Source organism: Halopseudomonas bauzanensis (assembly GCF_900114735.1).
In the GTDB taxonomy this organism is placed as follows: domain Bacteria; phylum Pseudomonadota; class Gammaproteobacteria; order Pseudomonadales; family Pseudomonadaceae; genus Halopseudomonas; species Halopseudomonas bauzanensis.
In genome coordinates this window covers 73,567-87,133 of sequence record NZ_FOUA01000004.1, presented here as the reverse complement: position 1 = coordinate 87,133, position 13,567 = coordinate 73,567, and the positions used below count along the sequence as shown (strand labels likewise).

General features: G+C 60.8%; 12 protein-coding genes. 4 read left to right on the top strand and 8 right to left on the bottom strand.

Going from position 1 to position 13,567, the window contains the following annotated elements; genetic code table 11:
- Window positions 1-17 precede the first annotated feature (17 nt).
- From fabI to gloB, 8 genes are all read right to left on the bottom strand, one after another.
- Complete coding sequence (gene fabI / locus BM267_RS10410; protein ID WP_036992326.1) at window positions 18-818, bottom strand: enoyl-ACP reductase FabI; 801 nt, start codon at window positions 816-818, stop codon at window positions 18-20.
- Between the two features lie 26 nt (window positions 819-844).
- Entirely contained in the window at window positions 845-2,470 is a 1,626-nt protein-coding gene (locus BM267_RS10405) for an ABC transporter ATP-binding protein (RefSeq protein WP_036992325.1), read from the bottom strand.
- A 1-nt stretch (window position 2,471) separates the two neighbouring features.
- The gene (locus BM267_RS10400; protein WP_036992324.1) at window positions 2,472-3,500 is read right to left on the bottom strand and encodes an ABC transporter permease; all 1,029 of its coding nucleotides are present in this window, start codon (window positions 3,498-3,500) and stop codon (window positions 2,472-2,474) included.
- A gap of 4 nt (window positions 3,501-3,504) precedes the next feature.
- A complete protein-coding gene (locus BM267_RS10395; RefSeq protein WP_036992322.1) occupies window positions 3,505-4,578 on the bottom strand; it encodes a microcin C ABC transporter permease YejB in 1,074 nt (357 codons plus the stop codon).
- A gap of 2 nt (window positions 4,579-4,580) precedes the next feature.
- A complete protein-coding gene (locus BM267_RS10390; protein ID WP_074779866.1) occupies window positions 4,581-6,413 on the bottom strand; it encodes an extracellular solute-binding protein in 1,833 nt (610 codons plus the stop codon).
- Between the two features lie 17 nt (window positions 6,414-6,430).
- A complete protein-coding gene (locus BM267_RS10385) occupies window positions 6,431-8,266 on the bottom strand; it encodes an extracellular solute-binding protein (protein WP_074779864.1) in 1,836 nt (611 codons plus the stop codon).
- Between the two features lie 65 nt (window positions 8,267-8,331).
- Window positions 8,332-9,681 (bottom strand): LysM peptidoglycan-binding domain-containing protein, encoded by a 1,350-nt coding sequence (locus BM267_RS10380; protein WP_083392491.1) that lies wholly within the window; start codon window positions 9,679-9,681, stop codon window positions 8,332-8,334.
- 144 nt (window positions 9,682-9,825) lie between these two features.
- Entirely contained in the window at window positions 9,826-10,605 is a 780-nt protein-coding gene (gene gloB / locus BM267_RS10375) for a hydroxyacylglutathione hydrolase (RefSeq protein ID WP_074779862.1), read from the bottom strand.
- Window positions 10,606-10,680: 75 nt separating this feature from the next.
- Between gloB and BM267_RS10370 the strand changes: the two genes are divergently transcribed.
- The 4 genes from BM267_RS10370 (at window position 10,681) to BM267_RS10355 (ending at window position 13,549) form a co-directional block, all read left to right on the top strand.
- Complete coding sequence (locus BM267_RS10370; protein ID WP_051611285.1) at window positions 10,681-11,451, top strand: class I SAM-dependent methyltransferase; 771 nt, start codon at window positions 10,681-10,683, stop codon at window positions 11,449-11,451.
- A complete protein-coding gene (gene rnhA / locus BM267_RS10365) occupies window positions 11,451-11,912 on the top strand; it encodes a ribonuclease HI (RefSeq protein WP_036992316.1) in 462 nt (153 codons plus the stop codon). Before BM267_RS10370 ends, rnhA begins: the two co-directional genes overlap by 1 nt.
- The gene (gene dnaQ, locus BM267_RS10360) at window positions 11,905-12,633 is read left to right on the top strand and encodes a DNA polymerase III subunit epsilon (RefSeq protein ID WP_074779859.1); all 729 of its coding nucleotides are present in this window, start codon (window positions 11,905-11,907) and stop codon (window positions 12,631-12,633) included. Before rnhA ends, dnaQ begins: the two co-directional genes overlap by 8 nt.
- Window positions 12,634-12,736: 103 nt before the next feature.
- A complete protein-coding gene (locus tag BM267_RS10355; protein WP_074779857.1) occupies window positions 12,737-13,549 on the top strand; it encodes a crotonase/enoyl-CoA hydratase family protein in 813 nt (270 codons plus the stop codon).
- Window positions 13,550-13,567 lie beyond the last annotated feature (18 nt).

The following is a 13,567-nucleotide window of genomic DNA, read 5'->3' as shown; positions in this document are numbered from 1 at the left end:
GCGGCTGCAAGTACCGCTTATTCCTGGTCGACGCTGCCCATGGCAGTGATGTTGAAACCACCGTCCACGTACAGGATCTCACCAGAGATGCCGGAGGCCAGGTCCGAGCACAGGAAGGCACCGGCATTGCCGACTTCTTCGATGGTCACGTTGCGACGCAGCGGGGTGCGGGCTTCGTTGTACGCCAGCATCTTGCGGAAGCTCTTGATGCCCGAGGCAGCCAGGGTACGGATCGGGCCAGCGGAGATGGCGTTGACGCGGATGCCGTCCTCGCCCAGGCTGTTGGCCAGGTAGCGCACGCCGGCTTCCAGGCTGGCTTTGGCCATGCCCATGACGTTGTAGTTGGGCATGGTGCGTACGGCGCCCAGGTAGGTCAGGGTCAGCAGGTTGCCGTTGCGCTTTTTCAGCAGCTCACGGCCGCCCTTGGCCAGCGCGATGAAGCTGTAGGCGCTGATGTCGTGGGCAATCTTGTAGCCATCGCGGGTGGTTGCTTCGGTGAAGTCGCCATCCAGCTGGTCGCCAGGGGCAAAGCCCACCGAGTGCACTATACAGTCGATACCATCGGGCCATTTCTTGCTCAGCTCAGCGAACACCTGCTCGATCTGGGCATCATCGGCCACGTCACAGGGGAAGCACATGTCCGCACTGGAACCCCAGTCGCTGGCGAAACCTTCGACGCGGCCCTTGAGCTTGTCGTTCTGGTAGGTGAAGGCCAGCTCAGCACCTTCGCGGTGCATGGCCGCGGCAATACCCGACGCGATGGACAGTTTGCTGGCAACACCAACGATGAGTACGCGTTTTCCGCTTAGAAATCCCATGTTCTTTTCCTGTTTTGCAAAGGGCCTCAAACCGAGGCCGACTTATCGGATACCGGGTGGGCGAAGGCCGCCTCCAACAGCTGACGGGTATAGTCATGCTGCGGCGAGGCGAAGATTCGCTCGGCCGGTCCCTGTTCTACGATCTCACCCTGGCGTATGACCATCAGCTGATGACTGAGGGCCCTGACCACCGCCAGGTCGTGGCTTATGAACAGATAACTCAGATTGTGCTTGCGCTGCAGTTCACGCAGCAGCTCGACCACCTGGCTCTGCACCGTGCGGTCCAGTGCCGAGGTCGGTTCATCCAGCAATATCAGCGACGGCTTCAACACCAGCGCCCTAGCGATGGCGATGCGCTGGCGCTGCCCCCCCGAGAACTCATGGGGATAGCGGTGCCGGGCGTCCGGGTCCAGACCGACTTCCTGCATGGCCTGGATCACCATCTGCTCGCGCTCCTGCGGCGTGCCGATACGGTGGATCTCCAACCCCTCACTGATGATCTGCGCGATCGACATGCGCGGACTCAGACTGCCGAAGGGGTCCTGAAACACCACCTGGAACTGCCGCCGTACCGGTCGCACTGCCCGCTGATCGAGCCCATCCAGCCGCTGGCCGTTGCATTCTATCAGCCCTTGGCTTTCAGTGAGCCGCAACAATGCCATGCCCAGCGTGGTCTTGCCCGAGCCGCTTTCACCGACGATACCCAGGGTCTGTCCGCGCTGCAGGCTGAAACTGGCATCGGTCACTGCCTTCACATGATCCACGGTGCGCTTGAACACGCCCTGGCGGATCGGAAACCACACCCGCAGCTGCTCGGCCCGCATCACCAACGGCGCCGCCGGATCGGCCGGTACCGGCTCGCCCGACGGGTCTGCAGCCAGCAACTGCCGGGTATATTCATGCTGCGGCCGGGTGAAGAGTTCCGCACAATCATTCTCTTCGACGACCTGACCCTGATACATGACACATACCCGGTGGGCTATTTTACGCACCAGGTTCAGGTCGTGACTGATCAGCAGCAGGGCCATGCCCAATTTCTGCTGCAGGGACTGGAGTAACTCGAGAATCTTCAGCTGCACCGTGACATCAAGTGCGGTGGTCGGCTCGTCGGCGATCAGCAGTTCCGGCTCGTTGGCCAGCGCCATGGCGATCATTACCCGCTGGCGCTGGCCGCCGGAGAGCTCGTGGGGATAACTCTTCAGGCGTTGGGCCGGATCGGGAATGCCCACGAGGTCAAGCAGTTCGAGGGTGCGCGCGCGGGCAGCCTGCTTGTCCAGCCCCTTGTGCAGGAACAATACCTCGTTGATCTGCCGCTCCACCGTGTGCAACGGGTTCAGTGAGCTCATCGGCTCCTGGAAGATCATCGAGATGCGGTTGCCGCGCACCTTGCGCAGTTGCTTTTCCGGCGCGCTGAGCAGGTCTTCGTCCTGGTACAGGACGCGGCCGCTCGGATGCCGTGCCTGGGGGTAGGGCAGCAAGCGCAGGATGGAATGGGCAGTCACCGACTTGCCCGAGCCACTCTCGCCTACCAGAGCCAGGGTTTCACCCGGGCGGATATCGAAACTGACGCCGCGCACGGCCTGGATTTCCTGCTTCTCGCTGGCAAAGGCCACGCTGAGATTGTCGATCCGTATCAATGGCTGTTCGGTCATGTCATTTCCTCGGGTCGAAGGCATCGCGCAGGGCTTCGCCGATGAACACCAGCAGCGACAGCATCACTGACAACACCACGAAGGCGGTCAGGCCCAGCCAGGGCGCCTGCAGGTTGGCCTTGCCCTGGGCAATCAGCTCGCCCAGCGACGGCGAACCGGGCGGCAGGCCGAAGCCGAGAAAGTCCAGCGACGTCAGGGTAATCACCCCGCCGGTAAGAATGAACGGGAAGAAGGTCAGGGTGGCGACCATGGCGTTGGGCAGGATATGCCGGAACATGATGGTGCCGTTACCGGCGCCCAGGGCGCGGGCGGCGCGCACGTATTCCAGGTTGCGCCCGCGCAGGAACTCGGCGCGCACCACGTCGACCAGCGCCATCCAGGAGAACAGCAGCATGATGCCCAGCAGCCACCAGAAGTTCGGCTGCACGAAGCTGGCCAGGATGATCAGCAGATAGAGCACCGGCAGACCCGACCAGACTTCGATGAAGCGCTGGCCGAACAGGTCGATGCGCCCCCCGTAGAAGCCCTGCACCGCACCGGCGATGACGCCGATGATCGAGCTGAGAATGGTCAGGGTGAGGGCGAACAGCACCGAGATGCGAAAGCCGTAGATGACCCGCGACATCACATCCCGCGCCTGATCGTCGGTGCCCAGCCAGTTGTCCGCCGAGGGCGGTGCGGGGGCGGGCACCTGCAGGTCATAGTTGATGGTGTCGTAGTGATAGGGGATCGGTGGCCATAGCATCCAGCCGCCGGCGTCCTCGATCAGTTCCCGTACATAGGGGCTGCGGTAGTCGGCCTCGATGGGAAACTCGCCACCGAACTCGGTTTCCGCGTAGCGCTTGAAGACCGGGAAGTAGAGTTCATCCTGATGGCTCAGCAGCAGCGGTTTGTCGTTGGCGATGAACTCGGCGCCCAGGCTGAGTACGAACAGCACCATGAACACATGCAATGACCACCAGCCCCGGCGGTTGGCGCGGAAGCGGGCGAAGCGGCGACGGTTGAGTGGTGATAACTGAAAACGCGGCATCGACTCAACCCTCCCGGCTTTCGAAGTCGATCCGCGGATCGACCAGGGTATAGGCGATGTCGCCGATCAGCTTTACCACCAGCCCCAGCAGGGTAAAGATGTACAGAGTGCCGAACATCAAGGGGTAATCGCGGTTGATTGCTGCCTCGAAGCCGAGCAGTCCCAGGCCGTCCAGGGAGAAGATCACCTCGATCAGCAGGGCGCCGGTGAAGAACACACTGATCAATGCCGAGGGAAAGCCGGCGATGATCAGCAACATGGCGTTGCGAAACACATGGCCATAGAGCACACGATTTTCCGATAACCCCTTGGCCCGGGCGGTAGTCACGTACTGCTTGCCGATTTCATCCAGAAAGCAGTTCTTGGTCAGCATGGTCAGGGTGGCGAAGCTGCCGATGACCATGGCGGTGATCGGCAGAACCAGGTGCCACAGGTAGTCGGTGATCTTGCCCCAGGTATCCAGCTCCTCCCAATTGTTGGAGGTCAGCCCGCGCAGTGGAAACCAGTCGAAATAGCTGCCGCCGGCAAATACCACAATCAGCAGGATCGCCAGCAGGAAACCGGGGATGGCGTAGCCAACGATGATCAGCGAGCTGGTCCAGACATCGAAGGCCGAGCCGTGGCGGATGGCCTTGCGGATGCCCAGGGGGATGGATATCAGATAGGTGAGCAGGGTAGTCCATAGCCCGAGGGAAATGGATACCGGCATCTTCTCGATGATCAGGTCGATGACGCTGGCATCGCGAAAGAAGCTGTCGCCGAAATCGAAGGTCAGATAGCCCTTGATCATCAGCCAGAAGCGTTCATGGGCCGGCTTGTCGAAGCCGTACATGCGCTCGATCTCGGCGATGATCTCCGGGTCCAGGCCTTGGGCGCCGCGATAATTGCCGCCGCTGGACACCTCACCCTGGGCGCTGCCGCCAATCCGGCTGGTAGCGCCTTCGAAGCCCTCCAGATTGGCGATCATCTGCTCCACCGGGCCGCCGGGGGCGGCCTGGATGATGAGAAAGTTGATCAGCAGAATGCCGAACAGGGTCGGGATGATCAGCAACAGACGCCGAATGATGTAGGCGAGCATGCTCAGGGCTCCTGCTCTGCGGTCGGCAGCACCGATACCGGGTCCGGCGCGCCGGGCTTGACCCACCAGGTGTACATGCCTACATCGTATTTGGGCGGCTGGCTGGGATGGGCGAACTTGTCCCAGTAGGCCACGCGGTAGACCGGCGTGTGGTAATTGGGCACCAGGTAATGGCCGGCGCGCAGCACCCGATCCAGGGCGCGGGTGTGGGTGATCAGCTCGGCTCGCGAATCCGCGATGATCAAGCCATCCACCAACTGGTCGATAGCCGGGTCGCGCAGGCCGATGAGATTGCGGCTACCGGGGTTGTCGGCGCTGGAGGAGTGCCAGTATTCACGCTGCTCGTTACCCGGTGAATTGGATTGTGGAAAGCTGGTGACTACCATGTCGAAATCCCTTGAACGCAGCCGATTTACATACTGCGAAACATCGATGCGGCGCAGCTGCATATCGATCCCCAGGGAGGCCAGGTTGCGTTTGAAGGGCAGCAACACCCGCTCGAAATCGGCCTGGATCAGCAGGAACTCGAAGCTCAGCGGGACGCCATCGGCATTGATCAACTGATCGTTCTCGATTCGCCAGCCGGCCTCCTGCAGCAGGTCGTAGGCCTGGCGGCGCTGATCGCGGATACTGCCGCTGCCATCGGTCTGCGGAGGTAGATAGGCGCTATCGAACACGGTCTTGGACAGCTGTTCGCGCAATGGTTCCAGCAGCGCCAGTTCATCTTCTCCAGGCAAGCCATCGGCCGCCAGTTCGGAGTTGCCGAAGTAGCTGGCACTGCGCGTGTAGGCCCCATGGAACAGGCGCTCATTGGCCCATTCGAAGTCGAATAGCAGGGCGATTGCCTGGCGTACGCGGACATCCTGGAAGTAGGGCTTGCGCAGATTAAAGATGAAGCCCTGCATGCCTTGGGTGTTCTGGTTGGCGATCTCTTCCTTGATGATGCGACCTTGGCTCAGCGCCGGGCTGTCGTAGCCAGTGGCCCAGTTCTTGGCGCTGAACTCCAGGTTGAAATCCAGTTGACCAGCCTTGAACGCCTCCAGGGCGACGCCGGTATCGCGATAGTAGTCCACCACCACGCGATCGAAGTTGTAGAAGCCCTTGCGCACCGGCAACTCGGCCGCCCAATAATCGGCGACCCGCTCGAAGGTCACCGAGCGGCCGGGACGTACCTGCCCGATGCGGTAGGGGCCGCTGCCCAGCGGCCGCTCCAGACCGTTACGGGTGAAGTCCCGGTCGGCCCAATAATGTGCTGGTAGCACTGGCAATTGACCCAGCACCATCGGCAACTCACGGTTATTACCATGGTGGAACTGGAAGGTCACGCTGCGCTCGGTGTCGGCCACCACTTCCTTTACGTCGGCGTAATAGGCCTGGTAGAAGGGTGCACCCTGTTCTATCAGGGTGTTGAAGGTGAATACCACATCGGCCGCAGTGACCGGCTCGCCATCATGAAAGCGGGCTTCGGGGCGCAGGTGGAAACGTACCCAGGTATTGTCGGCTGGCCGCTCGATGCGCTCGGCCAGCAGGCCGTATTCGGAGAAGGGTTCGTCCAGCGACTGTACCATAAGGGTGTCATAGATCAGGCCGAGTTCACTGGCAGCCGTGCCGCGGCTGATGAAACCGTTGAAGGAATCGAAACTGCCGAACCCGGACAATCGCAAGGTGCCGCCTTTGGGGGCCTGGGGATTGACGTAGTCGAAGTGGGAAAAGTCTTCCGGGTACTTCGGCGGCTCGCCGTACAGGGTCAATGCATGGCCGCCGGGCGCGGCGATGGCAACGGTCGATGCTGCCAGCAGCAGGCATCCCAGACAGGTCTTCAAGGTGTCGAACATCGAGATGGCCTTCCTGTTCAGTCGGTCTTGTTATCTATCCACCAACTGCGGATGGACAATGAATAGGGTGGAGTCGTCAATGACCGCAGCGTACTTCGATGGGCAATGCGGTGGTAGTTTATATACCAGTTTGGAATTGTATAGTGCTCCCATAGCAACACCCGGTCGATGGCCTTGGCGGCGGCGATCTGCTTGGTGCGGGTATTGGCGGCCAGAAGTGTGCCCAGTAGCTCGTCGATGATCGGGTTGGCGATACCGGCATAGTTGCGGCTGCCCTTGACGTCGCGCTGGGAGGAGTGGAAATAGACATGCTGCTCATATCCTGGAGACAGCGTCTGCGGCAGCGTGGTGAGGATCATGTCGAAGTCGAACTGATCCAGCCGGGCCTTGTACTGGGCTCGGTCAACCGTGCGGATGCGCAAGTCGATACCTAGCCGGGCCAGGTTGGTGCTCCAAGGTAGCAGGATGCGCTCCAGGCTCGGGTTGACCAGCAATACCTCGAAGGTCAGTGGCCGGCCTGCGGCGTTCTGCAGTCGTCCATTACGCAGGGTCCAACCGGCTTCGGCGAACAGTTCCACCGCCTGGCGCAGCGTGTCACGCGGAATACCCCGGCCATCGGTGGTTGGCAGGCTGTAGGGCTGCAGAAACAGCTCGCTGGGTAGCTGGTCACGATATTCGGACAGATAGAGAAATTCCTGGCCGGCCGGCAAATCAGTGGCGCTGAAAGGGCTGTTGGGGTAGTAGCTCAGTGATCGCTGGTAGGCATCGTAGAACAGCACCCGGTTGGACCATTCGAAGTCGAACAGCATGCCGAGCGCCTGGCGCACCAGGCGCTGGTCGAAGGGGCTGCGCCGGGTATTGAAGAACAACGCCTGGGTCGAAGCCGGAATCTCATGTTTGATGGCCCGCTTGACTACCGCACCGGAGGTCACCGCTGGAAAGTCGTAGGCGTTGGCCCAGTTGCTGGCCTTGTGATCAAGATAAATGTCGAACTCTCCGGCCTTGAAGGCTTCGAAGGCAACGTTGTTGTCGCGATAGAACTCCACTTCCAGGCGGTCGACATTGTACTTGCCGCGGTTGATCGGAAGGTCCTTGCCCCAATAATCCTTCACCCGCTGGAATACCACTCGACGTCCTGGCATGACCTGCGTGATGCGGTAGGGGCCGCTGTTCAGCGCCGGTTCGAAGGTGGTCGCGGTAAAGTCGCGGTCACGCCAATAGTGTTCGGGTAGCACCGGCAGCTCTCCCAGGCGCAGGATCAGCAGTGGGTTGTTGCTGCTCTTGAAGATGAAGCGAATACGGTGGGTGCCGAGCAGGTCGATGCGCTCGATTTCCTGCAGCATGGCCCGATAGTTGGGGTGCCCCTGTTCGCTCAGCAGCCGGTAGCTGAAGGCGACATCGTGGGCGGTGATCGGCCGGCCGTCATGGAAGCGCGCCTGGGGCCGCAGATTGAATACCACCCAGCTGCGGTCGTCGGAGAACTCCAGGGTTTCAGCGATCAGGCCATAGGCGGAATAGGGTTCGTCGCCCGACGGGTCATAAATGCCATTGCCAACCATCAGCGGCTCGTTCAGCTCGCTGATGCCGTATTGATAGAAATTGCCGGTACTGATCGGGCTGGTGCCCTTGAGGGTGTAGGGGTTGAGGGTGTCGAAAGTGCCGCTGCCCATTACCCGCAGCGTGCCACCCTTGGGCGCGTCGGGGTTGACGTAGTCGAGGTGGGTGAAGTCCTTGGTGTACTTGGGCTGACCGAAGACTGCATAACCATGCTGTTTATAGACGGCCGCGCTTGCCGCAGGGCAGAGCAGGATAATCAGTAGCAGGGCATAAAGCAGTTTCAGCGGCAAGATCATGGCATTCGCGTAACCGGGGAAGCTGTAAAGCTAACATCCCCCGGCTATAAGCGAAAGCGCTGGCCCTAGGGCATACGCAGGGTCAGTTGCTGGCCCGGCCGCAGATGCGTGTCGACACCGTTCCAGGCGCGCAACTGCTTGATTTCCACGTTGAAGCGGCGGGCGATGCTGTACAGGGAATCGCCGGACTTGACGGTATAGGTACGTTTTTCCGGCACATTAGCACTGGCCACCTGGGTCGACGGGCCGTGAGGCACGATCAGGGTCTGACCGATATTGATCAGGCTGCCCTGCATCTCATTGGCCTGGCGCAGCATGCCTACGCTCAGGTTGTGCCGGCGGGCAATCTGCGACAGGGTATCGCCGCGGCGTACGGTATAACGGGTGAAGGATACCCGTTCGCTCTCCGGCAACTGGGCCAGCGCCGAGCTGAACTGTTCGGCCTGATTCACCGGAATCAACAATTGGTAGGGGCCGTTGGGCGTTGCCACCCGATGTTTGAATGCTGGATTGAGATACTTCATCTCGTCGGTGGAAATGCTCGCCAGCTCGGCGGCCTTGACCAGATCCAACGGCCGCTTGATGGTGATCTGGGCAAAATAGGGCGTGTCATCCAGCGAGGGCAGGACGGTGCCGTATTCTTCAGGGCTGTTGATGATCTGCGCCAGAGCCAGCAGCTTGGGTACATAGTTCATGGTTTCGCGGGGCAGCTGCAGGTTCCAGTAGTCCGCCGGCAGTCCCAGCGCCTGGTTGCGCTTGACCGCACGACCGACACAGCCTTCACCACAGTTGTAGGCCGCCACGGCGAGCAGCCAGTCACCTTCGAACATATCACTGAGTTTGCTCAGGTAGTCCAGTGCTGCGGTGGTGGAGGCGGTGATGTCACGCCGACCGTCATACCAGTCATCTTGGCGCAGGGCGAACACCCGGCCGGTGGATGGAATGAACTGCCAGATGCCAGCGGCATGGGACGTGGAGTAGGCCATGGGGTTGTAGCCGCTTTCCACGAAGGGCAGCAGCGCCAGCTCCAGAGGCATGTCGCGCTTGTCCAGCTCTTCTACTACATAGTGCAGGTAACGCTGGGCGCGCTTGGAAGTGATTTCGAAATAGCGCGGCTGGGAGGCGAAAAACAGACGCTGCTGATCGACGCGGGGATTGTCCTCTACCGTGGGGTCGAGCAGGAAGCCATCGCGGATGCGTGTCCACAGGGTGCGTGGTTCATCGACCTGTTGCGGTACCCGCCAGCGCGGCTTGGTGGTTTGGGCGCTGTCTGCAGAGCCTGCCGCAGAGGGCGCGGGCAAGGTTTTGATAGCGGTGGACTGGCCCGTTGGGCCGGTGGTGGTCTGACAGCCGACAAGTACGACTAGCCACAGCGTCAGGAATCCATTTCTGAGAGCGTTGGGCGAAAATAACATGAGCTGGTCCGTTAAAATTTGCCCGATTCTAGGGAGCCACCCCCGAGGGGTCAAGGAAGCAGATCCGGACCATATGTCGCACCGGCGAAAATTGCCGCACGGATGCCCATGACACCACGTGCGGCTACGCCGGATGATACTGTTTCAGAATGTGTCTTTCCAGGCGCGAATGGCAGCAAAGGTTTGCACTGCACTGGCCGGCATGCTGCCGCTGTGACTGGCCGCTGCGCCGCGCACATGGGAATCTTCGCAGCGCAGAAAGGGATTGGTACGCTTTTCCAGGGCCAGGGTAGTGGGCAGGGTAATGCGACCGTCCCGGCGCAGGTCCTCGACCACTTCGAGGCGCACCTTTATATCCAGATTGTCCGGCTCGACCGCACGGGCGAATTGCAGGTTGGACTGGGTATATTCATGGGTGCAATATATGGTGGTGTTATCCGGCAGCGCGGCCAGCTTCTGCAGCGAGGCATACATCTGCTCGGCAGACCCCTCGAACAGTCTGCCGCAGCCGCCAGCGAACAGGGTGTCGCCGCTGAGCAGCCAGGGGTCACTTGGGTGATCGCAGAAGTAGGCAATATGGTCCAGGGTATGGCCGGGCACCGCCAGCACCTGGATCTCCTGTTCGAACAGGCATATCTGGAAGCCATCTTCGAGCGGCCGGTCGATACCCTTGATGGTGTCGTTGGTCGGCCCCCAGACCTTGCAGCCGGTCGCGGCCTTGAGGGTCAGTACCCCGCCGGTATGGTCAGGGTGGTGGTGGGTGAGCAGTATGGTGCACAACTGATATTCCGGATGGCGGCTCAGCCAGGTGATGACCGGCTGGGCGTCGCCCGGATCGACCGCCGCAACCTGCAGTGTGGTTTCGTCCAGCAACAACCAGATGTAGTTGTCCTGGAATGCTGGCAAGGCAATGAACTGTGGCATGGGCTTCGTACCTTCCTTGAATGGTGATCTGTATCTTATAGGAGGTAATATGACCCAGGCCAACCCGGAGATCCCATGGTGATACCAGAGTCGTCACGCTCCATCAGCCAGGAAGACCTGCTCCGCCTGCTCGGCGTGGCCCGGAATTGGCTGAACAGCCCACCCGGGTGCTGGTTGCTGGAATCCGAGCGGGCAGTGATGCGCAAGGCGTTGCCGGCCTGCTTCGGTCATCATCTGGTGCAGTACGGGCTGGCTGCCGAACTGCTGGATGATGAGCGCACTGTGCTGCGCAATCACTGGCAGCTGGACCTGCTGGGCGGGCCGTCGGCGTTGCCGGTGGAAGAGACTCAGTGGCCCTTTGCTCCGCACTCGCTGGACGCCGTGGTACTGCATCACGGGCTGGATTTCTGCCTGTCACCGCGCAGCTTGCTGCGCGAAGCCGGCCAGGCGGTGAGGGCGGGCGGCCATCTGCTGGTATTCGGCTTCAATCCCTGGAGCAGCTGGGGCTTCAATCATTTTGCCGGGCGCGACTGGTTCAGCGAAGCAGGATTCATCAGTCCTGCGCGCCTGACCGACTGGCTGGAGTTGCTGGGTTTTGCAGTGGAGAAACGCGTTGATGGGTGTTATCTTCCGCCCCTCAAATCGCAAGCCTGGCTGGAGCGGCTCCGGCGCATCGATGCCCTGGGCCAACGGCACCAGTTACCCGGCGGCGGCTTCTACTTTCTGCTGGCACGACGCCAGGCGCTGGGCCTCACGCCGCGCCGGCAACGGGGAATTGTCTTCCCCACACTGCATCTCCCGCCGCTGGTTGCGGGCAACCGGCGGACACATAAACGGAACGAGTAATGAGCCACACAATCGAGATTTTTACCGACGGCGCCTGCAAGGGAAATCCGGGGCCGGGGGGCTGGGGCGTACTTCTGCGTCTGGGCGAACACCAGAAAACCCTGTTCGGCGGTGAACTCAATACCACCAACAATCGGATGGAGCTGACTGCTGCCATTCGTGGACTGGAGGCGCTGAAGAAGCCAGCCAGCGTGTTGCTTACCACCGATTCGGAATACGTCATGAAAGGCATCCGCGAATGGATGCCCAACTGGAAGAAGCGCGGCTGGAAGACAGCCAGCCGCCAACCGGTAAAGAACGCCGATCTCTGGCAGGAACTGGACGCACTGGTCAATCAGCACCAGGTTGAATGGCGCTGGGTCAAGGGGCATAGCGGACATCCGGAAAATGATCTGGCCGATGCACTGGCCAATCGCGGTGTGGATCAGGTCTTGGGCAGAGGGGCGGTGCAGGATGCGTGAAATCGTTCTGGATACCGAAACCACAGGTATTGAAGTCCGTGAAGGGCACCGGATCATCGAGATCGGTTGTGTCGAGCTGCTCGACCGCCGCCTGACCGGCCGCCACTTCCACGTCTACATCAACCCCCAGCGGGAAGTGGAAGAGGGCGCGTTCGCGGTCCACGGCATCAGTGATGCGTTTTTGGCAGACAAGCCGCTGTTCGCTGATGTCGTCGATGACTTCATGGCCTTCATCAAGGGCGCACGTCTGGTTATCCACAACGCGGCGTTCGACGTCGGCTTCATCGATGCCGAGCTACAGCTGCTTAGAGGGGGCCATGGTCAGGTAGCGGATCATTGTTCAGTGGTTGATACCCTGCGTATTGCCCGGGACAAGCACCCAGGCCAGCGTAATAGCCTGGACGCCCTGTGCAAGCGCTATGGTGTCGACAACTCTCAGCGTGACCTGCACGGCGCGCTGCTGGACGCCGAGATTCTGGCTGATGTCTACCTGATCATGACCGGCGGCCAGACGGCTTTGTCGCTGGCCAGCCATGCCGCCGGGGAAAATGGTGGCGGGGAGGTCGGTACGATTCGCCGGTTGGACCCAGCGCGTCCAGCGCTACCGGTCATCCGGGCCAGCGAGGCGGAACTGGTGGCCCATGAGGAACGACTGGCGGCCATTGAAAAGGCGGCCGGCTTTGTCGCCTGGCCGCAAACAGCCGAACTGGTCACCGAATAGACGGCGCCGCCGCCCACGCATCAGTAACAGGAATGGTTATACCGCTGGGGGCGGGCTTGGTATAGTTTGCCGGTTATCAGAACAATATCAGGGAGCTGTAGAGATGCACGAATACCAATCGCTGAAAGTCGAGCAACACGGGGCCATCGCCCATGTGTTGATCAACCGTCCGGCCAAGGCCAATGCCATGGATGAAGCATTCTGGACCGAGATGGTCGACATATTCGATTGGGTCGACCGCACCGACAGCGTCCGTGTCGCGGTTATCTCCGGCGCCGGTGACCATTTTTCCGCCGGAATCGATCTGGCCATGCTGGCCCAGGCGGCCGGCGAAATGACCCAGGATATTGGCCGCAACGCCGAGCGTATCCGCCGCAATGTGCTGCGCCTGCAAGCTGCTTTCAATGCCGTTGAAGAATGCCGCAAGCCGGTCATCGCCGCTGTACATGGCTATTGTATCGGTGGTGCGATAGATCTGATCAGCGCCTGCGACATGCGTTATGCTACTGCGAGCGCGCATTTCTCGATCAAGGAAATCGACATGGGCATGGCGGCGGATGTCGGTACGTTGCAGCGATTGCCCCATATTATTGGTGATGGCATGATGCGCGAACTGGCCTACACCGGTCGCGCGGTCTTCGGAGACGAGGCCCGGGAGATGGGGCTGGTAAACCGCGTCTATGCTGACCATGCCACGCTGATCGAAGGCGTGATGGGTATTGCCGGCCAGATTGCCGCCAAGTCTCCGCTGGCCATTCGCGGGACCAAGGAAATGATTCGCTACAGCCGTGATCACAGCGTTGCAGACGGGTTGAACTATATCGCCACCTGGAACGCGGCCATGCTGCAATCGGAAGATCTCAAGCTGGCCATGACGGCACATATGAGCAGAAAACCAGCCGAGTTCGCCGATTGAGCGTGCCAGTCTGACTGC